Source organism: Aeromonas sp. R2-1, from assembly GCF_040908425.1.
In the GTDB taxonomy this organism is placed as follows: Bacteria; Pseudomonadota; Gammaproteobacteria; order Enterobacterales; family Aeromonadaceae; genus Aeromonas; species Aeromonas caviae.
In genome coordinates, this window is sequence record NZ_JBFODR010000051.1 from 1 (window position 1) to 20,822 (window position 20,822).

The window sequence follows — 20,822 nt, forward strand, 5'->3', positions numbered from 1 at the left end:
ACCCTGACCCATGCCGCCAACGGCCAGATCCTGCTGTGCGCCCGCCGCGAGGACAAGATCCTGCCGACCGCCGTCATCAAGGAAGCGCTGGCAGAGAAGGTGGAGGCCATCGAGTACGAGCAGGGCCGCGCCCTCAAGAAGAAAGAGAAGGAAGCGCTCAAGGAGGAGCTGCTGCACACCCTGCTGCCCCGGGCGTTCAGCCGTACCGCCAACACCTTCGCCTGGATCAACCCGGCCGACGGCCTGCTTATGGTCGATGCCTCCTCCGCCAAGAAGGCGGACGATGTGCTGGCTCTGCTTCGCAAGTCCATTGGCAGCCTGCCGGTGGTGCCGGTGGCGCTCAAGAACCCACCCGAGATCACCATGACCGCATGGCTGCAAGAGGGAAATCTGCCAGCAGCTTTCACCCTGGAGGATGAATCCGAGCTGCGCAGCGCCATGGAGCACGGCGGGATCGCCCGCTTCAAACAGCAAGACCTGATGACCGACGAGGTAAAAAACCACCTCGCCAACGACAAGCTGGTCACCAAGTTGGCCCTGAACTGGGGTGAGCGCCTCAGCTTTGTACTGGGCGACGACCTCTCCATCAAGCGCCTCAAGTTCAGCGAGGACATGCGCGAGCAGAACGACGACATTGCCAGCGAAGATCCGGCCGCACGCCTGGACGCCGACTTCGCCCTGGTTACCGCCGAGCTTTCCCAGTTCATCCCGGCCCTGCTTGCCGCTCTGGGCGGCGAGGAATGAATGGGTGCGCTTCAGAGAACCAATTATCCAAACAGGGTTAACCCTAGAAGAGGCGGTGAACGTGAGGGAGCGATATCTACTCATCAATCCCGGTGCCCGTGTCACCATCGACAGCCAACCAGATAATCCCCAGCTCAAGACCCTGATAGCCCACCTACCCGTCCTGCCCCTCCGGCAGGTGCTGGCGCCTGGCTTTATCGGGTACCGCGGCTGGCGTGCTTAACCAAAACCCCGGACACCCCGGGGCTTTTCATTGAGGACCTACCGTGAATATTGACTTTGAAAAACTGCTGGCGCCGGCCGGTAACACTCTGCCGGTGGCGGCTGTGGCTGCAGGGGGATGGCATGGGGAGTGAATCTGCCGGCGGAAAAAGAGTGCTGGATCCGTGTTGCGGCGGGCGGATGATGTGGTTCGACCGCGAGCATCCTGACGTAGTTTTCGGCGACCAGCGCAATGAGGTGCTGACCGTCACAGACCGCTCACACGGAAACCTGGATGGCACACGCACGCTCCGTATTGAGCCCGATGTACAACTGGACTTCAGGGCACTCCCATATCCAGATTACACATTCAAGCTGGTCGCGTTCGACCCGCCGCACCTCACACGAGCAGGGCCCAAGAGCTGGCTTGCCGCGAAATACGGGAAACTCGGCCCAGATTGGCGCGATGACCTACGCCGAGGCTTCGCCGAGTGCTTCCGAGTTCTGGCGCCTGACGGCGTGCTTATCTTCAAGTGGAACGAAACCCAGGTCAAAGTTGGGGAGGTATTGGCACTCACTGACATCAAGCCATTATTTGGGCACCCCAGTGGCCGCAACGGCCTCACGCACTGGCTCGTTTTCATGAAACCAGTCTGCAGCACTGAATAGCGGCCCTTCCTTCAACTCAATCGGCGCCCCATCCTCTGGGACAGGAGGGCCACGCCATGCAGCAACTTCAACTGACCATCGACCAGGATAGCCAGCTACTCAACGACCTGGTCAGCACCTTGCGCTCCCCCACCCTTTCCCGTTCGGCCAAACTCGCCGAGATAGGGCGCATCCTGGCGCACTTCGACCTGCCCATCGAAGCTCCCCGGGTTGCCGGCCAGCTCTGGAGCGCCACCGACCTGGGCAAGGAGCTGGGGGTCAGTGCCCAGGCCATTGGACGGCTGGCCAACCAGCACCAACTCAAACGCCCGGCGTTCGGGGAGTACCGTCTTGACCAGGCGGTCAGCAGCAGGAAGCAGGTTGAATGCTTCCTCTACAACCGAGCAGGCCGGGATGAAATAACCAGACTAATGAGGACCAACAAATGCAGCAATTCGTCTACCCATGTGCCAGGTGGGTGAGGCCGAAGTTATTCGCCGAACTGACAGGCATGACAGAAAAAGCCGCCGAGGGACGGCGCTTAAAAGGAGAGTGGCCGGAAGGGCGGGTATGGTGCCGAGCCCCGGATAACCAGATTCGTTACAACGTTGCGGAGTATGACAAGTGGGTCGAGTCAAACATGATGATCTAGTGGCTGGAGTCACTGGATTGGAGGTTCATGGCAAAAAGCTGCGCATTACCTTCACCTATAAACGGGCGCGCTGCCGGGAGGTCCTCGACCTCCCCATCACCAAGGCGAACGTGAAGTTTGCCACCAACAAGCTCGCAACCATCAAGCATGAGATTGCGATCGGTACCTTCAGCTACGCACATCATTTCCCTGACAGCTCAGCACTGACTCGATTTGGAGGAAGCCGGCGAAACGTCACCATCTGGGAGGCCTATCAGGATTTCTGGCGGCTTCACAAACCTATGCTGAAGCCTACCTCTCGTCATGGCTACCCGTTCGCCATTGAGGCGTGCATCAATGTCCTGGGTAAGGACCGACAGGTCTCAACGCTGATGCCCAAGGACATAGAGCTGATCCGCAATGAGCTGCACATCTCACTCAAACCCAACTCCATCGTCACCTACCTTGGGCGATTCAGGCAGTTACTTCGCTGGTGTGAGAAGAACAACTTACTTGCGGATGCAGCAAGACTCACGGGAGGAGTGAGGCCCGTCACCACCAGAAAAACCTCACCGGCAGACCCTTTCGAATATGATGAATACACCCGGCTGCTGGAAGCCTGCTCCCACGAGCAGCAACGAAACATGATCACCCTTGCCATCTATACTGGCCTTAGAACAGGCGAGTTGAGGGCTCTTGCTTGGGAGGACATCGACCTCGAAAAAGGGGTCATGGTCATCAGCAGGAACATCAGTAACGAATCGGACTATTTCAAACTGCCCAAGACCAACGAGCCCCGGGAGGTTGATCTGCAACCGCCCGTGATCGCAGCTCTCAGGTCACAGATGGCATTGTCGTTCATGCGTGCTGTGGTGTCGGTAGATGTGGACATGAACGGTCGTATCGAGCGCCAGAGCATCAGGCCGGTATTCACGCCTAAGGTGACGGGCCCCCATGTTCCACACGCCAAGGAGTTCTTCACCGCCGCCGGGGTGTCTCATGCCTGGAGCAACATCATTAGGAGAGCCGGAGTAAGATACCGACGCTTCTATCAACTTAGGCATACGTTTGCTAGTTGGAACCTGACGTCGCATGGAAATCTCGCGTATATTGCAGCGCAAATGGGTCACGCTGACCTTGAAATGTTACAATCCGTCTACGGAAAGTGGATCGCCTCGGCGAGCAAATCTGAGGCGGTCAGGATCTGGGAGCAGATGCAATCAAAAGGCCTTTTTGCCCCAATGACGCCCCAAGAAAAAAAGATCCAACAGTAAGCGATTGATTTATTAGATAAATAGTCAACCCCCACAATTCCCGGCAAAGGAACTGGAACCCCCCATGAACAAATTGCTTATCAAGAATGCCACCCTGGTCAACGAAGGCCGCATCTATGCCTCCGACGTCCTGATCGAGGGTGAGCGGATCGCCCGCGTCGCCCCGGACATCAGTGCCCCCGATGCCGTGGTGATCGATGCAACGGGCCGTCATCTCATCCCCGGGATGATCGATGATCAGGTCCACTTCCGGGAGCCCGGCCTGACCCACAAGGGAACCATCGCCAGTGAATCCCGGGCCGCCGTGGCCGGTGGCACCACCAGCTTCATGGAAATGCCCAACGTCAATCCCCAGACCACCACCATCGACGCCCTCGAAGCCAAATACCAGATCGCCGCCAACTCCGCCGCCGCCAACTACAGCTTCTACCTGGGTGCCACCAACGACAACCTGGAAGAGATCAAGAAGCTCGATCCCAAGCAGTCCTGCGGCATCAAGATCTTCATGGGGGCCTCCACCGGCAACATGCTGGTGGACAACCAGGAGACCCTGGCAGCCATCTTCCGCGAGAGCCCGGTGATGATCGTCACCCACTGCGAGGACACCCCGTCCATCAAGGTGCTGGAAGACGAAGCTCGCGCCAAGTGGGGCGAAGACGTGCCCATGCGCGAGCACGGCCGCATCCGCAGCGCGGACGCCTGCTACAAATCCTCCAGCATGGCGGTCTCCCTGGCCAAGCAGTACGGCGCCAAGCTGCACGTGCTGCACCTGACCACGGCGAAAGAGCTCTCACTCTTTACCGCCACCCCGGATCTGAAGGATCTCAAGGACAAGAACATCACCGCCGAAGTGTGCGTCCACCACCTCTTCTTCAACGAGGCGGACTACGACACCCTGGGCAGCCAGATCAAGTGCAACCCGGCGGTGAAGAGCGCTGCCGACCAGCACGCCCTGCTGGATGCGGTGCGCAACGACGTGCTCGACATCATCGCCACCGACCACGCCCCCCACACCTGGGAAGAGAAGCAGAACAGCTACTTCAAGGCGCCGTCCGGCGTGCCCTTGGTGCAGCACTCCCTGCAGGCGCTGCTGGAGCTCTACCACAACGGGGTCTTCAGCCTGGAAACCATCGTCAAGAAGACCTCCCATGCGGTGGCCGAGCGCTTCCAGGTGCAGGATCGCGGCTACATCCGGGAAGGCTACTTCGCCGACCTGGTGCTGCTGGATCTCGGCAAGCCCTATGTGGTCACCGACAGCAACCTGCTCTACCTGTGCGGCTGGTCCCCGTTCAACGGCTACCGCTTCCAGAGCACCATCGAGATGACCCTGGTGAACGGGCAAATAGCCTGGCAGAACGGCCAAGTCACCGACAAGGTATTGGGCAAGCGTCTCACCTTCAACCGCTGATCTGGATGATGACCGCTTCCAGCGCGCCCTGCTTGAGATGACCCTGGTGAACGGCCAGATTGCCTGGCAGAACGGTCAGGTCACCGACAAGGTATTGGGCATGCGCTTGATCTTCAACCGCTGATCTCGACTTGAGAGCATCACGCCAAACGGCCGCCTCCGGGTGGCCGTTTTTCCTGCAAGACAGCGGTGAGGTGCCGACAAAATGCACCGCTGGTCGCACTTTGATCCGAAGTTGCTCGCAAAGCAGGCAAACGATCTCGAACCTGAATTTCCCCTGTTGACAGGGTCGGGGCATCTCCATAAACTCCCTCCCCGTCAGCCGAGCTGACTCCGTCGGTGTGTAGCGCAGCCAGGTAGCGCATCTGCATGGGGTGTAGAGGGTCGGAGGTTCGAATCCTCTCACACCGACCAAATTCCCCGAGAAAGGCCTTGTCAGACGACAAGGCCTTTTCTTTTATGGTCTTCCGCTATGGTCTTCCACCGCGATTGTCTCTCCGATCCCTTTGTGCTGTAGTAAAACCCCCTTTGCCAAGCGGCCCGCATCATGTTGCCTTCCCTTCGTACTTTCTGCACCCTTGCCCTCAGCGCCCTGCTGGTCGGCCAGCTCGCGGGCTGCGCCACCGCCTATGACAGTGAAAAATCGTTCTGGAATGGCCAGACCGGTTTTTCACAGACCCAGCTTGGCCCGGCCCGCTGGCAACTGGAGTTTGTGGGCAACGATCTGGTGGACAGGGAAACGGCGCGCAAATACGTGCTCAAGCGGGCCGGTGAGGTGGCACTGGCAAAGGGATACCCCTGGATTCAGGTCGAGACGCTGACCCTGTCGCGGGATGCCGTCAGGGTCACCCCGACCCGCCCCCAATTCGGGTTCGACGAGTACGAGCCAGACACCTTCATGGACGACATGCAGGTGGAACATCGCACCTCGGCCCTGCTCGTCTTCACCCTGGAGGCCAGCCCCCGGGACGCACAGAGCATGGAAGCCGTTTATCTCGCAAAAATTAAAATAAACAGCGATTAATACAAATAAATCACAAGATGCATATCAAATGCAGCTAACAACAGCGCAAAACTCCGAAACAAGTCACTGGATTTCCCCTTCGCGATTAGGCATGCTCCAGCACACCGGCTGTCTGGATTCCACCGCCCGGATCACAAAAAAAAGGACTGAGGCGGCCCCTCGCCGCCTGCACAGGCATTGCACCTATCGAAACCGGAACTCCCCCATGAAAATGAACAAGTTGACCGTTGCCATCCTCATTGCGATGTTGCTTGGCATCGTGACCGGGCAGGGTTATCGCCTGCTCGCGCCCGCACAGGCCGCTGGCTTTGCCGATGACATCACCCTGCTGACCGACATCTTCCTGCGCCTCATCAAGATGATCATCGCCCCCCTGGTGTTCACCACGCTCGTGGTCGGTATCGCCAAGATGGGCGACACCCGCACCGTGGGCCGCATCGGCGTCAAGACCCTGGGCTGGTTCATGCTCGCCTCCCTGATGTCCCTGACCCTGGGGCTGGTCATGGTCCACCTGATGCAACCTGGGGTGGGGCTCTCCCTCTCCCTGCCCGATGACGGCGCCAGCTCCGGCGTGGTTGCCACCGCCATCTCCCTCAAGGATTTCGTGACCCACGCCATCCCGAAAAGCGTGGTCGAGGCGATGGCCACCAACGAGATCCTGCAGATCGTGGTCTTCTCCCTCTTCTTCGGGCTGGCCGCCGCCGCCCTGGGGGACGACGCCAAGCCCGTGGTCAAGCTGATGGCCAGCGGCGCCGAGATCATGCTCAAGGTGACCGGCTACGTGATGAACTTCGCCCCGTTCGCGGTGTTTGGCGCCATCGCCGCCATGGTCGCCAAGGAGGGGCTCGGCATCCTCGCCACCTATGGCACCTTCATGGCCCAGTTCTATCTGGCGCTCGGCTGCCTCTGGCTGCTGCTCATCGCCATGGGCAGCCTCTTCATCCGCCGCCGCATCCTGACCCTGCTCGCCCTCATCCGCGAGCCCATCCTGCTCGCCTTCTCCACCGCCAGCTCCGAGGCCGCCTACCCCAAGACCCTGGACAGGCTGGAGAAATTTGGCTGTGACAAGCGCATCGCCAGCTTCGTGCTCCCCATGGGCTACTCCTTCAACCTGGACGGCTCCATGATGTACTGCACCTTCGCGGTGATGTTCATCGCCCAGGCCTATGGCATCGAGCTCTCAACGGCCCAGCAGATCACCATGTTGCTGCTGCTGATGGTTACTTCCAAGGGAATGGCCGGGGTGCCCCGCGCCTCCCTGGTGGTGATTGCCGCCACCCTCAACCAGTTCCACATCCCGGAAGCGGGCATCCTGCTGCTGCTCGGTATCGACCACTTCCTCGACATGGGGCGCTCCGCCACCAACGTGCTGGGCAACGCCATCGCCGCGAGCGTGGTGGCCAAGAGCGAAGACAGCCTGGGGGAGACCGCCCCCCTCGGCGAGGTGGACACCGCCAAGGCGTGATCCCCTGACCCCCATGGCAACGGCCCGCCTATGCGGGCCGTTGCCATATGCCTGATGGGGCACACCGCGCCTCAGCACCAGCGCCTGACCTGCCGGCAATAGTCGTCATAGGCATCGCCGAATTGTCGCCGCAGCGCCTGCTCCTCCGCCAGGATCTGGAAGCGGGTAAGCCAGCCCCAGAGCAGCAGCGGCCCGAGCCACACTGCCATGCCTCCCAGATAGCACGCCAGCGCCAGGGTCCAGCAGAGCAGCCCCAGGTACATGGGATTGCGGCTGATGCGATAGACGCCCCGGGTCACCAGTACCCGGCTGCTCTCCAGCCGCTGGGGGTGCACAGTGGTGCGCTGCTGCCAGAAATGCAGAAGCGCGCCGCCCCCCAGCAGGGCTCCCGCCAGCCACAGCGTGGCGACCAGCACCAGCCACAGGGGCGCTGCCCTCCCCTCGCCCCGCCCCAGCCACATGGCGAGCACGATGACGACGAACAGCAGCAGCGGTGGAATCCGCAACGTCAGCTTCATATTTTCTTCCTGCAACACGTGCCACGATTGACGCCGTTGAGATACACTCCCAGAGTCGGCATCTGGATAAAAAGTGAAATATATCATTAGCATAGCAACATGCTATGACCAGCCCTGCCGCAGCTCGCCTCAGCGATGAGCCCAGCCTCAACTCAAGACAATAAGAAAGGACTTGCCCCATGCACAAGAAAACACTGCTCGCGACCCTGATCTTTGGCCTGCTGGCCGGCCAGGCGGTAGCCGCCCCCTATCTGCCGCTCGCCGACGACCACCGCAACGGTCAGGAACAGACCGCCGCCAACGCCTGGCTGGAAGTGGATCTCGGTGCCTTCGAGCACAACATCCAGACCCTGAAGAATCGCCTCGGTGACAAGGGCCCGCAGATCTGCGCCATCATGAAGGCGGACGCCTACGGTCACGGCATCGACCTGCTGGTCCCCTCGGTGGTCAAGGCAGGCATCCCCTGCATCGGCATCGCCAGCAACGAAGAAGCACGTGTTGCCCGCGAGAAGGGCTTCGAAGGTCGCCTGATGCGGGTGCGTGCCGCCACCCCGGATGAAGTGGAGCAGGCCCTGCCCTACAAGCTGGAAGAGCTCATCGGCAGCCTGGAGAGCGCCAAGGGGATCGCCGACATCGCCCAGCGCCATCACACCAACATCCCGGTGCACATCGGCCTGAACTCCGCCGGCATGAGCCGCAACGGCATCGATCTGCGCCAGGACGATGCCAAGGCCGATGCCCTGGCCATGCTCAAGCTCAAGGGGATCACCCCGGTCGGCATCATGACCCACTTCCCGGTGGAGGAGAAAGAGGACGTCAAGCTGGGGCTGGCCCAGTTCAAGCTGGACTACCAGTGGCTGATCGACGCCGGCAAGCTGGATCGCAGCAAGCTCACCATCCACGCCGCCAACTCCTTCGCCACCCTGGAAGTGCCGGAAGCCTACTTTGACATGGTGCGCCCGGGCGGCATCATCTATGGCGACACCATTCCCTCCTACACCGAGTACAAGAAGGTGATGGCGTTCAAGACCCAGGTCGCCTCCGTCAACCACTACCCGGCGGGCAACACCGTCGGCTATGACCGCACCTTCACCCTCAAGCGCGACTCCTGGCTCGCCAACCTGCCGATGGGCTACTCCGACGGCTACCGCCGCGCCATGAGCAACAAGGCCTATGTGCTGATCCATGGCCAGAAGGCCCCCGTCGTGGGCAAGACTTCCATGAACACCACCATGGTGGACGTCACCGACATCAAGGGGCTCAAACCCGGTGACGAGGTGGTCCTGTTCGGACGCCAGGGTGATGCCGAGGTGAAACAATCTGATCTGGAGGAGTACAACGGTGCCCTCTTGGCGGACATGTACACCGTCTGGGGCTACACCAACCCCAAGAAGATCAAGCGCTAAGCAAATTGCTGACATGAAAAAGGGCTCCCGAGGGAGCCCTTTTTACTGCGCCGTTCACGCCGCCTTTTTGCGGGTCATCAGCAGACTCAGCCCCATGGAGGCCAGCAGGATCAGCGCCACCACGCCAAGGGCGATGCCGGTCGGTATCTTGAAGATATCGAGCAGCAACATCTTGACCCCGATGAACATCAGGATCAGCGCCAGGCCGTATTTGAGCAGGGCGAAGCGATCGGCCACCCCGGCCAGCAGGAAGTACATGGCGCGCAGCCCCATGATGGCGAAGATGTTGGAGGTGAGCACGATGAAGGGATCCGTGGTCACCGCGAAGATGGCCGGGATACTGTCCACCGCGAAGATGAGGTCGCTCACCTCCACCAGCACCAGGATGAGCAGCAGCGGGGTCGCGTAGCGCACACCGTCACGCCAGACGAAGAACTTCTCCCCCTCCAGCGTCTCGGTCACCTTGAAGCGACGACGCATCCAGCCGAGCAGGGCATTGTTCTCGAGATCCGGCTCCTTGTCGGCCGCCCACAGCATCTTGGCACCGGTCAGCAGCAAGAAGGCCCCGAACAGGTAGAGGATCCAGTGGAACTGCTCGATGAGCCAGCTGCCCGCGAACACCATGCCGGCGCGCATCACGATGGCCCCCAGCACCCCGTAGAGCAGGACCCGGCGCTGCAGCTCCGCCGGGATGGCGAAGTAGCCGAACAGCATCAGCCAGACGAAGACGTTGTCCACCGCCAGAGCCTTTTCGATGAGGTAGCCGGTGAGAAACTCCAGCCCCTTCTGGTTCGCGATTTCGCGCCCGGCACTGTGATCCAGCCAGAGCCAGATGGCCAGGTTGAACAGGAGCGCCACGCTGACCCAGATGAGAGACCAGATGCCCGCCTCTTTCAGCGACACCTTGTGCGCCTTGCCGCCACCGACAAAGCGGATATCAATCCACAACAGGACCAGCACTATGCTGAAGAAACCGGTCCACATCCACCATTCACCCATTTTCACTTCTCCCAAAACGACAAAACCCACGGCCGGGAGGCAGTGGGTTCGCGTTTGGAGCAGATACACCTTGCCTCTCGGCAAGGTCTCACTTACAGCCGATTGACATCGACTGCCCGGCTGCCGGGTGCACTGCAGGATATGGGTGCACCGTAATGACGACAAACCGGCGAGAAGTTACTCCCCTTGTGCGGCGGATAGTAGCAGCGACAACCGCTGGCGCCAAGAGGCATCTTATCCCCCATGCAATAAAAAGGGCGCCAGCACGCGCCCTTCTCGATACGGTTCTCCTTAAAACCTGTTTACGAGCTGTCGCGAGAGGTCGTCAACAAGGTAAAGAGCAGCGCAGGAACCGGAATGTATATGAATACATGAGGATTCCGAACAGCGCATGAGCCTTGATCACGGCCTCACAGCAAGATCGTTAACAGGTTCTCAGAGCGGATCCACCTTGAGACAGGAAACCGCGTGGTCGAAGTTGCCCTCGAGCTGGGGCCGGGTCTTGGCGCACTCCGGGCCTGCCACCGGGCAGCGGGTGCGGAACACGCAACCGGAGGGCGGATTCATGGGGGATGGCAAGTCCCCTTCCAGGATCTGGATGACCTTGCTGCGCTCCAGATCCGGATCCGGGATGGGGACCGCCGACATCAGCGCCTTGGTATAGGGGTGCAGGGGATTGGCGAAGATCTCCTTGCCGGTCCCGAGCTCCACCGCGTTGCCCAGGTACATCACCAGCACCCGATCGGAGATGTGTTTGACCACGGAGAGGTCGTGGGCGATGAAGATGAGGGAGAGCCCCATCTCCTTTTGCAGGGATTTGAGCAGGTTCACCACCTGAGCCTGGATGGAGACATCCAGCGCCGAGACCGGCTCGTCACAGATGATCATCTTGGGCTCGAGGATGAGCGCCCGGGCGATGCCGATACGCTGGCACTGGCCGCCGGAGAACTCATGGGGGTAACGGTTCACCAGGTTCGGCAACAGACCCACCTTGGTCATCATGGCGCGCACCTTCTCCTTCACCTCTTCCCTTGGCAGGGTCGGGTAGAAGGTGATGAGGGGCTCGGCGATGATGTCGCCTATGGTCATGCGGGGGTTCAGGGAGGCCAGCGGGTCCTGGAAGATCATCTGGATCTCCTTGCGCTTCTCCCGCAGGGCGTTCTGCTCGAGCTTGGTCAAGTCCTGCCCAAGCCACACCACCTTGCCGTCGGTGGCCGGTACCAGACCGATGAGGGCACGGGCGAAGGTGGATTTGCCGCAACCGGACTCCCCCACTACGCCCAGGGTCTCTCCTTCGTAGAGGCGCAGGGTCACCCCGTCCACCGCCTTCAGGGCGGAGGGCTTGGCCCAGGGCCAGGCCTTGTCACTCTTGATATGGAAGTGAACCTTGAGGTCGGACACTTCCAGCAGCAGTTTCTTGTCAGTACCCATTTAGTTCACTCCCTTGATCATGGCATCTGATACCCAGTGGCACGCCCGCTCCCGGCCGTCGTTGAACGGCGTCAGGATCGGAGACTGCTGGCCACAAATCTCGCTCACCCGGTGGCAACGCTCCTGGAAGGGGCAGCCGGTGGGCAAACGCAGCAGGTTGGGCGGATTGCCCGGAATGGTGGGCAGCTCTTCCCCTTCGGTGTCGAGGCGGGGAATGGCGCGCAGCAAGCCTTCGGTATAGGGGTGGCTCGGGCGATAGAAGATATCGTTGACCCGGCCGTACTCCATGGTCCGGCCTGCGTACATCACCAGCACCTTGTCGCAGATGCCAGCCACCACGCCCAAGTCGTGGGTGATCATGATGATGGCGGTGTTGAACTCGCGCTTGAGCTCGTTCATCAGGGTCATGATCTGGGCCTGCACCGTCACGTCCAGCGCCGTGGTCGGCTCGTCGGCGATGAGCAGCTGCGGGCGGCACAGGAGCGCCATGGCGATCATCACCCGCTGGCGCATGCCGCCGGAGAACTCGTGGGGGTACATGTTCATCCGCTTGCGCGACTCGGGGATCTTCACCGCGTCCAGCATGCGCACCGACTCCTCAAAGGCGGCAGCCTTGGTCATCCCCTTGTGCAGCATCAGCACTTCCATCAGCTGATCCTTGACCTTCATGTAGGGGTTGAGCGAGGTCATGGGGTCCTGGAAGATCATGGCGATCTTCTCGGAGCGGATCTTGTTGAGCTTGTGCTCCGGCAGATTCAGGATCTCGTCCCCCTGAAATTTGGCCGAGCCGGTGATGACACCGTTCTTGGCCAGCAGCCCCATGATGGCAAAGGCGGTCTGGGACTTGCCGGAGCCGGACTCCCCGACGATCCCGAGGGTTTCGCCGGCAGAAAGAGAAAAGTTGAGGTCGTTGACGGCCACCACATTGCCGTCCGGGGTCTTGAACTCGACCCGCAGATCTTTCACATCCAGTAATTTCATATAAACACTCCTTATCGATCTGTCATGAGGCAGGCCTGCCCATCCCGCTGGCGCTATGTGACCAGCGGACGGGTCCTACGGCATTGCTTGCGTCTTACCGATCCTTGGGATCGAGGGCATCACGCAGACCATCCCCGAGGAAGTTGAAGCAGAACAGGGTCACCACCATGAAACCGGCGGGGAACAGGAGTTGCCAGATGGCCACTTCCATCGACTTGGAGCCTTCATCCAGCAGGGCGCCCCAGCTGGTCATGGGCTCTTGTACCCCGAGCCCCAGGAAGCTCAGGAAGGACTCGAACATGATCATGCCCGGCACCAGCAGGGTGGCGTAGACAGCGACGATGCCGAGCACGTTCGGCACGATGTGGCGGGTGATAATCTTCCACTTGGAGACGCCGCAGACGTGGGCCGCCTCGATGAACTCCTTGCTCTTGAGACTCAGGGTCTGGCCGCGGACGATCCGCGCCATGTCGAGCCAACTCACCGCGCCGATGGCGAGGAAGATGAGGGCCAGATTGCGACCGAAGAAGGTCACCAGCATGATCACGAAGAACATGAAGGGGAAGGCGTTGAGGATCTCAAGCACCCGCATCATCAGGCTGTCGACGCGACCGCCGATGAAGCCGGACGCGGCCCCGTAGAGGGTGCCGATGATGACGGCCACCAGGGCCCCCATGATGCCGACCATCAGGGAGATGCGTCCGCCGAGCAGGGTACGCACGAACAGGTCGCGCCCCAGGCTGTCGGTGCCGAACCAGTGGCCGGTCTCCATGTCCGGGGCACTCTGCATGGCCCCCCAGTCCGGGTCATCGAACGTGTACTGGGACAGGTGGGGCCCCACGATCACCGCCAGACCGATGATGGTCAGGATGATGAGGCTGGTCAGGGCCGCCTTGTTGCGCAGGAAACGGCGACGGGCATCCTTCCACAGGGAGCGTCCTTCCACCACTTCCACTTTCTGGGCGAACGCCTCGACGGCTTCGCGCTTTTCAGTTGTGACTACCATGATGTACTCCCGGCTTAGTAACGGATCTTGGGATCGATGACGGCATAGAGAATATCGACCACGGCGTTAAAGGTGATGGTGAGGGCGCCGACCAGAATGGTCAGACCGAGCACCATGGAGTAATCACGGTTGAGGGCACCGTTGACGAACAGCTGGCCGATCCCCGGCAGGCCGAAGATGGTCTCGATGACCACGGAGCCGGTGATGATGCCCACGAAGGCCGGTCCCAGGTAGGAGACCACCGGCAGCATGGCCGGGCGCAGCGCGTGCTTGAGGATGATGTGGCGCAGGGGCAGCCCCTTGGCGCGGGCGGTACGGATGAAGTTGGAGTTCATGGTTTCGATCATGCTGCCGCGCATGATGCGGGAGATGGCCGAGATGTAGTACATCATCATGCCGAACACCGGCAGTACCATGAACTGGGCGCCGCCCCCCTGCCAGCCCCCCGCCGGGAACCAGCCCAGATAGATACTGAAGAAGAGCACCAGCAGCGGTGCCAGCACGAAGCCGGGGATCACCACCCCGGCCATGGCCGACGACATCAACAGGTAGTCGATGAGGGTGTTCTGTTTCAGGGCCGCAATGGTCCCGAAGGTGACCCCCAGGGTCACCGCCAGCAGGAAGGCGACCGAGCCTATCTTGGCGGAGACAGGCAGGGCCTGGCTCACCAGATCATTGACGGTGAAGTCCTTGTATTTGAAGGAAGGCCCCAGATCCCCCTGGACCAGGTTGCCGAGGTAAGTGAGGTATTGCATGCCGATGGGCTTGTCCAGGCCATATTTGGCTTCGATGTTGGCCAGGACTTCCGGCGGCAGGGCGCGTTCGCTGGTAAAGGGGTTACCCGGGGCGAAGCGCATCATGAAGAAGGAGACGGTGATCAAGACCAGCAGAGTCGGGATCGCTTCCAGTAGACGTTTAAGGATGAATTTCAACATAGACATTTCCTGTCCTGTACTGCTTCCAAAGGGTCGCGGTTGTAATAAAGGCCCGCCGTCTGGCGGGCCCTGCTTGTTATGCGACTTGTTTCTTTACTCAGTGAGCAACGATGTACATGTCTTTGCTGTAGATGTTGTCCAGCGGGTTGGCCGGGTAGCCACCCACGTAGGGCTTGACCATGCGGGAGGTCACGTACTGATAGATGGGGGCGATCGGCATGTCCTTGGCCAGGATCTCTTCGGCCTGGACATAGAGCTTGTTGCGCGCCTCGGCATCCACCTGGTTGCGGGACTCGCTCATCAGCTTGTCGAACGTCGGGTTGGAGTATTTGCCGTCGTTGTTGCCGTGGGTGGTCTGCATCAGATCCAGCATGGAGGAGGCTTCGTTGTAGTCCGCAATCCAGCCAGCGCGGCCCACGTCGAAGTTACCCTGCTTCTTGGTCTCCAGGTAGGTCTTCCACTCCTGGTTCACCAGGCTCACCTGCACGCCGAGCTTCTTCCACATGGAGGCGACGGCCACGGCCACCTTTTTGTGGTTGTCGTCGGTGTTGTAGAGCAGCTCGAACTTGAGCGGCTTGCCCGGGCCGTAACCGGCTTCGGTCAGCAGCTCTTTCGCCTTGGCATCGCGCTCTGCCTGGGTCAGCTTGGACCAGGCCGGCGCCACCGGCTTGAAGCCATCTACAAAGTCAGGCACGAGCGTATAGCCCGGGGTTTCACCCTTGCCCATCACCTTGTCGGCGATCACGTTGCGATCGATGGCATAGGAGAGGGCGGTACGCACCCGCACGTCGTCAAACGGCTTGTGCTTGAAGTTGTATTGGTAGTAGTAGGTGCCCACATAGCCGCTGACCTTTACTTCGTCCGGCAGCTCTTTCTTCATCTGCTTGAAGCGTTCGATGGGCATGTTGTAGGTCAGATCCACTTCGCCAGCCAGATAGCGGTTCAGCTCGGCGTTGGTGGACTGGATGGGCAGATAGGTCACCTTGTTGATGACGGTCTTGCCGTTGTTCCAGTAGTTGGGGTTGCGCTCGACGTCGACGCGCTCGTTGACCACCCAGTCCTTCAGCACGTAGGCGCCGTTGGATACCATGTTGCCGGGCTGGGTCCACTTGTCACCGAACTTCTCGATCACCTTCTTCGGGACCGGATAGGTGGTGGTGTGGGAGAGCATGCTGACGAAGTAAGGCACCGCCTTCTCCAGCTGCACCTCGAAGGTGTGATCGTCCACCGCCTTCACGCCCAGGGTGTCGGCCGGCTTCTTGCCCGCGATGATGTCGGAGGCATTGATGATGGTCGGGATCTCCATGTACCAGGAGTAGGGAGAGGCCGTCTTGGGATCCACCGCGCGCTGGAAGGCAAAGACGAAGTCATGCGCGGTGACGGGATCCCCGTTGGACCACTTGGCATCCTTGCGCAGGTGGAACACGTAATGTTTGTTGTCCTTGGTTTCCCATGACTCGGCGACGCCGGGCAGGGTCTCACCCTTGGGGCCAGAGGTGACCAGCCCCTCGAACAGGTCGCGCAATACGTTGGATTCGGGGGTACCTTCCACTTTCTGGGGATCCAGGGTGGCGGGTTCGGAACCATTGCCTTTCACCAGGGTTTGCTCGGGAGCAAGCTTGGTACCGGCGGGGACATCGGCGGCGTGAGCCAGGGTGGCGCCACCGAAAAGTGCAGTCAATAAAAGGGTATTAATAATTGTTTTTCTATGAGTCATTTCCATACTCCAACAAGAACATTCCATGCATTTGTTATCCACGAGACAAACACCTCGCTGCCCGCATAATTCCCTGACAATTCTGATAATGCAATAGATATCATCAGGAACAGGCCGCTTTCATGGTCAAAAAAACAACTTAAAACCATTTATTCAGCATTTAAATATCCCGAGGCGGTCGTTTTTCGTACAAGGCCGCTCGATTCTAGGAAATGACCAACAAAAAAGAAACAATAAAAAGCCGGTCACAAGGACCGGCTCCGACAAAAACGGACCTGGCTCACACCAGACCGGGGAAGACTCCCTTGATGCCCGCCACGATGATCTCGATGCCAAGGGACATCATGATGAGACCCATGATACGGGTCACCACGTTGATGCCGGTGTTGCCCATCAGCTTGAACAGCAGGGGAGCAGCCCGGAAGATGAGCCAGGAACAGCAGGCAAACGCCACCACCACCACGAACATGCCGGCCATCTGGGGCAGGGTCTTCTGGCTGGCATAGACGATGGAAGAGGAGATGGCACCGGGTCCGGCCATCAGCGGCAGTGCCAGGGGCACCACGGCAATGGATTCACGCGCAGCCAGTTCACCCTTCTCCTGCTTGTTGTGCTTCACCTCCCCCAGCTTGCCCTGCAGCATCGACCAAGCGATCAGGGTGATCAGCGAGCCACCGGCAATACGAAACGACGCCAAGGAGATGCCGAAACTGTCGAGGATGAGCTGTCCCATGCACATGGAGACCATCAGGATGATCATCACGGCAATGTGGGCGGTGGTGTTGGTCTTGCGTCGCTCCTCCGGCGACATGTGGCCCGTCAGGCTCACAAAAACCGGCAACAGACCCAGCGGGTTGATGATCGCAAACAGGCCGACGAAAAATTTCAGGTATAAAGAGAAGTCTATTGCTGCCATAGGCGCCATCCAGAACCAATACGAGCCACAAGGGGCCAGCCCCCAAACTGCGCGTAAATTTACACCATGGCTTTTCCCTTCTCCAATCAAATAATCTCACCCTTACCGGGGCTTTTTAGTTAGTTCCGCTAATGTATCGACAAAATTCAACATATCGGGTTGTTAAGGGAGAGAGGTCGCCATTAACATCGCCGGGTGCCATGGCAGCGCGTTATATCACCCCTCAGCCAAGAAACGATATTTTCGGCAAATGGCACCCTTGCTTCTCACCACACCTGCTTGCCGCCCCCACCCGCTCCTGTGACCCCGATTTTTGGCCTTTCTCACCCTGGTGCGGCGCCAGTGGGGCCGGCGGTGAAGAGGTGACAAGCTCCCTGCCACCGCCAGATGTGCTGTTTCGCCAGGGCGACTGGATGAAAACAACAACCCCTTTCTCAACATAAATGAAACGTCAAGGGAGTGGACGTTCTACCACCAACACGGCGATACCGCCTCCCCCATACCGGTCAAGGCGAGAATTCATCGGATCCCCTTCCCTGAGCAGATATTCCAAGGGCGCGTGACAGCAGCTCGTGATGCCAAGAAAGGATGACACACTCCCGTAACATAGTGGTGCGACAAGGGGTGAAACAGAATTTCTTTTGTTCTTTTGTTACATATGATCCAGATCAATCTTTTCTGACACATCCCGACCCTATAATCGAGTCAGAAAACAGTTTACTAAGGCATGTAAATACCCCGTTATGGTGATTCTCGCCTTGACAAGGTGGCTATAATTGCCGGGCATTGCCAAGGTCTTACTAAACAGTTTTCAAATCATCAGGAGATAAACATGGCAGTAACCAATTTGGCTGAACTGGATGCACTGGTTGCCCGCGTCAAAGAAGCACAGCGTCAATTCGCCAGCTTCTCGCAAGAGCAGGTAGACAAGGTCTTCCGCGCCGCCGCTCTGGCCGCCAGCAACGCCCGTATCCCCCTGGCCCAGATGGCCGTGGCTGAATCCGGCATGGGTATCATCGAAGACAAGGTTATCAAGAACCACTTCGCCTCCGAATACATCTACAACGCCTACAAAGATGAGAAGACCTGCGGCATCCTCAGTGAAGATGACGAGATGGGCACCATCACCATCGCCGAGCCGGTAGGCATCATCTGCGGTATCGTACCGACCACCAACCCGACTTCCACCGCGATCTTCAAGGCCCTCATCTCCCTGAAGACCCGCAATGCCATCATCTTCTCCCCGCACCCCCGCGCCAAGAACTCCACCAATACCGCTGCCAAGCTGGTACTGGATGCTGCCGTGGCTGCCGGTGCGCCGAAAGACATCATCGGCTGGATTGATCAACCCTCCGTCGAACTCTCCAACGCCCTGATGCGTCACGACGACATCAACCTGATCCTGGCCACCGGTGGCCCGGGCATGGTGAAGGCCGCCTACTCCTCCGGCAAACCCGCCATCGGCGTGGGTGCGGGCAACGTGCCCATCGTCATCGACGAAACCGCCGACGTGAAGCGTGCCGTCGCCTCCATCCTGATGTCCAAGACATTCGACAACGGCGTGGTCTGTGCCTCCGAGCAGGCTGTCATCGTGGTCGACTCCATCTACAACCAAGTCAAGGAGCGTTTCGCGACCCACGCCGGCTACATCCTCTCCAAGGACGAAGCGGACAAGGTGCGTAAAGTGCTGCTGATCAACGGCGCCCTGAACGCCGACATCGTGGGCCAACCTGCTACCAAGATCGCCGCCATGGCCGGCGTGACCGTGCCTGCCACCACCAAGATCCTCATCGGTGAAGGTCTGGAACTCTGCGCAGAAGACGAGTTCGCTCACGAGAAACTCTCCCCGACGCTGGGGATGTTCCGTGCCAAGAACTTCGAAGAAGCCGTCGAAATGGCCTGCGACATGGTCAACATCGGTGGTATCGGCCACACCTCCGGTCTCTATACCGACCAGGATCGCAATGCCGACCGCATCAAGTACTTCGGCGACAAGATGAAGACCGCCCGTATCCTCATCAACACCCCCTCCACCCAGGGTGGTATCGGTGACCTGTACAACTTCGCGCTGGCCCCGTCCCTGACCCTGGGTTGCGGCTCCTGGAGTGGTAACTCCATCTCCGAGAACGTCGGTCCCAAGCACTTGATCAACAAGAAGACAGTCGCAAAACGGGCAGAAAATATGCTGTGGCACAAACTTCCGAAATCCATCTACTTCCGTCGTGGTTCCCTGCCGATCGCCCTGGGCGACCTGGAAGGCAAGAAGCGCGCCATGGTGGTGACCGACCGCTTCCTGTTCAACAACGGCTATGCCGATGAAGTGGTTCGCCTGCTCAAGAAGCTGAACATGGAAGTGGAGATCTTCTACGAAGTGGAAGCCGACCCCACCCTGTCCGTGGTCCGCAAGGGCGCCGAGATGGCCAACTCCTTCAAGCCGGACGTGATCGTCGCCCTGGGTGGTGGTTCACCCATGGATGCCGCCAAGATCATGTGGGTCATGTACGAGCACCCGGATACCGCGTTCGAAGATCTGGCCATGCGCTTCATGGACATCCGCAAGCGTATCTACAAGTTCCCGAAAATGGGCGTGAAGGCCGAGCTGGTCTGCATCACCACCACGTCCGGTACCGGTTCTGAAGTGACCCCGTTTGCGGTCGTGACCGACGACGCCACCGGCATGAAGTACCCGCTGGCCGACTACGAGCTGACCCCGAACATGGCCATCGTGGATGCCAACCTGGTGATGGGCATGCCCAAGTCCCTGTGTGCCTTCGGTGGTATCGACGCCGTGACCCACGCCATGGAAGCCTATGTCTCCGTGCTGGCCAACGAATACTCCGACGGTCAGGCGCTGCAAGCCCTGAAACTGCTGAAGGACTACCTGCCCTCCAGCTACATCAACGGCGCCAACGACCCGGTTGCCCGCGAGAAGGTGCACAACGCCGCCACCATCGCCGGTATCGCGTTTGCCAACGCCTTCTTGGGTGTGTGCCACTCCATGGCCCACAAACTGGGTGCGGAGTTCCACATCCCCCACGGTCTGGCCAACGCCCTGCTGATCAGCAACGTCATCCGCTACAACGCGAACGACAACCCGACCAAGCAGACCGCGTTCTCCCAGTACGACCGTCCGCAGGCTCGCCGTCGCTACGCCGAAGTGGCTGACCACCTTGGCCTGACCGCTGCAGGTGACCGTACCGCTGCCAAGATCGAGAAGCTGCTGACCTGGCTGGACGAGCTGAAGGCCACCCTGGGGATCCCGGCCTCCATCCGCGAAGCCGGCGTGAACGAAGCGGACTTCCTGGCCAAGGTAGACCAGCTGGCGCTGGAAGCCTTCGATGACCAGTGCACCGGCGCCAACCCGCGCTACCCGCTGATCACCGAGCTGAAAGCCATCCTGATGGACACCTACTACGGCCGTCCCTTCATCGAGGAAGCCCCTGCTGCCGCCCCGGTTGCAGCCAAGGTCGACGCCAAGGTGGACAACAAGAAAAAATCCAAGGCCTGATAAACGCCAC

The 20,822-nt window shown here is 59.8% G+C and carries 18 protein-coding genes and 1 tRNA gene; 10 read left to right on the top strand and 9 right to left on the bottom strand.

Annotation, left to right across the window (positions count from 1 at the left end):
* From rdgC to AB5Y80_RS17780, 5 genes are all read left to right on the top strand, one after another.
* Nucleotides 1-744: recombination-associated protein RdgC (gene rdgC / locus AB5Y80_RS17760; RefSeq protein ID WP_368173292.1), on the top strand; the 744-nt coding region annotated here is incomplete at its 5' end.
* A 345-nt stretch (nt 745-1,089) separates the two neighbouring features.
* Nucleotides 1,090-1,614: a class I SAM-dependent methyltransferase gene (locus AB5Y80_RS17765; RefSeq protein ID WP_323943719.1), complete on the top strand. Its 525-nt coding sequence runs from the start codon at nt 1,090-1,092 to the stop codon at nt 1,612-1,614.
* 56 nt (nt 1,615-1,670) lie between these two features.
* Nucleotides 1,671-2,075, top strand: a complete 405-nt coding sequence (locus tag AB5Y80_RS17770) for a hypothetical protein (protein ID WP_319891770.1) — start codon at nt 1,671-1,673, stop codon at nt 2,073-2,075.
* A gap of 169 nt (nt 2,076-2,244) precedes the next feature.
* The gene (locus tag AB5Y80_RS17775) at nt 2,245-3,498 is read left to right on the top strand and encodes a DUF3596 domain-containing protein (protein ID WP_368173293.1); all 1,254 of its coding nucleotides are present in this window, start codon (nt 2,245-2,247) and stop codon (nt 3,496-3,498) included.
* A 64-nt stretch (nt 3,499-3,562) separates the two neighbouring features.
* Nucleotides 3,563-4,906 (top strand): dihydroorotase, encoded by a 1,344-nt coding sequence (locus AB5Y80_RS17780; RefSeq protein ID WP_039038976.1) that lies wholly within the window; start codon nt 3,563-3,565, stop codon nt 4,904-4,906.
* On the opposite strand, the gene AB5Y80_RS17785 is transcribed toward AB5Y80_RS17780, so the two are convergent.
* A complete protein-coding gene (locus tag AB5Y80_RS17785) occupies nt 4,896-5,210 on the bottom strand; it encodes a hypothetical protein (RefSeq protein WP_323916490.1) in 315 nt (104 codons plus the stop codon). The genes AB5Y80_RS17780 and AB5Y80_RS17785 overlap by 11 nt on opposite strands.
* 33 nt (nt 5,211-5,243) lie before the next feature.
* Here AB5Y80_RS17785 and AB5Y80_RS17790 point away from each other — a divergent pair.
* The 3 genes from AB5Y80_RS17790 to AB5Y80_RS17800 all read left to right on the top strand — a co-directional run bounded on the left by AB5Y80_RS17790 (nt 5,244) and on the right by AB5Y80_RS17800 (nt 7,395).
* A tRNA-Pro gene (locus AB5Y80_RS17790) sits at nt 5,244-5,320 on the top strand.
* A 133-nt stretch (nt 5,321-5,453) separates the two neighbouring features.
* On the top strand, nt 5,454-5,930 hold the full coding sequence (locus AB5Y80_RS17795) for a hypothetical protein (RefSeq protein WP_223955526.1): 477 nt from the start codon (nt 5,454-5,456) through the stop codon (nt 5,928-5,930).
* Nucleotides 5,931-6,135: 205 nt separating this feature from the next.
* Nucleotides 6,136-7,395, top strand: a complete 1,260-nt coding sequence (locus AB5Y80_RS17800) for a dicarboxylate/amino acid:cation symporter (RefSeq protein ID WP_041215419.1) — start codon at nt 6,136-6,138, stop codon at nt 7,393-7,395.
* Between the two features lie 71 nt (nt 7,396-7,466).
* Here AB5Y80_RS17800 and AB5Y80_RS17805 read toward each other — a convergent pair whose 3' ends face one another.
* On the bottom strand, nt 7,467-7,913 hold the full coding sequence (locus tag AB5Y80_RS17805; protein WP_010674336.1) for an isoprenylcysteine carboxylmethyltransferase family protein: 447 nt from the start codon (nt 7,911-7,913) through the stop codon (nt 7,467-7,469).
* A 179-nt stretch (nt 7,914-8,092) separates the two neighbouring features.
* Between AB5Y80_RS17805 and alr the strand changes: the two genes are divergently transcribed.
* Nucleotides 8,093-9,319, top strand: a complete 1,227-nt coding sequence (alr, locus tag AB5Y80_RS17810) for an alanine racemase (protein WP_368173294.1) — start codon at nt 8,093-8,095, stop codon at nt 9,317-9,319.
* 54 nt (nt 9,320-9,373) lie between these two features.
* Here alr and AB5Y80_RS17815 read toward each other — a convergent pair whose 3' ends face one another.
* The 7 genes from AB5Y80_RS17815 to AB5Y80_RS17845 form a co-directional block, all read right to left on the bottom strand.
* Complete coding sequence (locus AB5Y80_RS17815) at nt 9,374-10,318, bottom strand: TerC family protein (protein ID WP_029314355.1); 945 nt, start codon at nt 10,316-10,318, stop codon at nt 9,374-9,376.
* Nucleotides 10,319-10,753: 435 nt separating this feature from the next.
* Entirely contained in the window at nt 10,754-11,749 is a 996-nt protein-coding gene (gene oppF, locus AB5Y80_RS17820) for a murein tripeptide/oligopeptide ABC transporter ATP binding protein OppF (RefSeq protein WP_010674333.1), read from the bottom strand.
* On the bottom strand, nt 11,750-12,730 hold the full coding sequence (locus AB5Y80_RS17825; RefSeq protein ID WP_039038983.1) for an ABC transporter ATP-binding protein: 981 nt from the start codon (nt 12,728-12,730) through the stop codon (nt 11,750-11,752). It abuts the gene before it with no gap.
* A 94-nt stretch (nt 12,731-12,824) separates the two neighbouring features.
* Nucleotides 12,825-13,736 carry an oligopeptide ABC transporter permease OppC gene (gene oppC, locus AB5Y80_RS17830; protein ID WP_010674331.1) on the bottom strand — a complete coding sequence of 304 codons (912 nt, stop codon included), beginning with the start codon at nt 13,734-13,736 and terminating at the stop codon, nt 12,825-12,827.
* A gap of 14 nt (nt 13,737-13,750) precedes the next feature.
* Nucleotides 13,751-14,671, bottom strand: coding sequence for an oligopeptide ABC transporter permease OppB (gene oppB / locus AB5Y80_RS17835; protein WP_010674330.1), 921 nt, complete (start codon nt 14,669-14,671; stop codon nt 13,751-13,753).
* Nucleotides 14,672-14,768: 97 nt separating this feature from the next.
* Complete coding sequence (locus AB5Y80_RS17840) at nt 14,769-16,388, bottom strand: ABC transporter substrate-binding protein (protein ID WP_201894800.1); 1,620 nt, start codon at nt 16,386-16,388, stop codon at nt 14,769-14,771.
* Nucleotides 16,389-16,668: 280 nt separating this feature from the next.
* Nucleotides 16,669-17,304, bottom strand: coding sequence for a YchE family NAAT transporter (locus AB5Y80_RS17845; RefSeq protein ID WP_010674328.1), 636 nt, complete (start codon nt 17,302-17,304; stop codon nt 16,669-16,671).
* 832 nt (nt 17,305-18,136) lie between these two features.
* Between AB5Y80_RS17845 and adhE the strand changes: the two genes are divergently transcribed.
* Complete coding sequence (gene adhE, locus AB5Y80_RS17850) at nt 18,137-20,812, top strand: bifunctional acetaldehyde-CoA/alcohol dehydrogenase (RefSeq protein ID WP_042017218.1); 2,676 nt, start codon at nt 18,137-18,139, stop codon at nt 20,810-20,812.
* The last annotated feature ends 10 nt before the right edge of the window (nt 20,813-20,822 follow it).

Coding starts and splice junctions, on each gene's coding strand:
- AB5Y80_RS17765 (WP_323943719.1), top strand. CDS start 1,090: ATGGGGAGTGAATCTGCCGGCGGAAAAAGAGTGCTGGATCCGTGTTGC.
- AB5Y80_RS17770 (WP_319891770.1), top strand. CDS start 1,671: ATGCAGCAACTTCAACTGACCATCGACCAGGATAGCCAGCTACTCAAC.
- AB5Y80_RS17780 (WP_039038976.1), top strand. CDS start 3,563: ATGAACAAATTGCTTATCAAGAATGCCACCCTGGTCAACGAAGGCCGC.
- AB5Y80_RS17785 (WP_323916490.1), bottom strand. CDS start 5,210: ATGGAGATGCCCCGACCCTGTCAACAGGGGAAATTCAGGTTCGAGATC.
- AB5Y80_RS17795 (WP_223955526.1), top strand. CDS start 5,454: ATGTTGCCTTCCCTTCGTACTTTCTGCACCCTTGCCCTCAGCGCCCTG.
- AB5Y80_RS17800 (WP_041215419.1), top strand. CDS start 6,136: ATGAAAATGAACAAGTTGACCGTTGCCATCCTCATTGCGATGTTGCTT.
- AB5Y80_RS17805 (WP_010674336.1), bottom strand. CDS start 7,913: ATGAAGCTGACGTTGCGGATTCCACCGCTGCTGCTGTTCGTCGTCATC.
- alr (WP_368173294.1), top strand. CDS start 8,093: ATGCACAAGAAAACACTGCTCGCGACCCTGATCTTTGGCCTGCTGGCC.
- AB5Y80_RS17815 (WP_029314355.1), bottom strand. CDS start 10,318: ATGGGTGAATGGTGGATGTGGACCGGTTTCTTCAGCATAGTGCTGGTC.
- oppF (WP_010674333.1), bottom strand. CDS start 11,749: ATGGGTACTGACAAGAAACTGCTGCTGGAAGTGTCCGACCTCAAGGTT.
- AB5Y80_RS17825 (WP_039038983.1), bottom strand. CDS start 12,730: ATGAAATTACTGGATGTGAAAGATCTGCGGGTCGAGTTCAAGACCCCG.
- oppC (WP_010674331.1), bottom strand. CDS start 13,736: ATGGTAGTCACAACTGAAAAGCGCGAAGCCGTCGAGGCGTTCGCCCAG.
- oppB (WP_010674330.1), bottom strand. CDS start 14,671: ATGTTGAAATTCATCCTTAAACGTCTACTGGAAGCGATCCCGACTCTG.
- AB5Y80_RS17840 (WP_201894800.1), bottom strand. CDS start 16,388: ATGACTCATAGAAAAACAATTATTAATACCCTTTTATTGACTGCACTT.
- AB5Y80_RS17845 (WP_010674328.1), bottom strand. CDS start 17,304: ATGGCAGCAATAGACTTCTCTTTATACCTGAAATTTTTCGTCGGCCTG.
- adhE (WP_042017218.1), top strand. CDS start 18,137: ATGGCAGTAACCAATTTGGCTGAACTGGATGCACTGGTTGCCCGCGTC.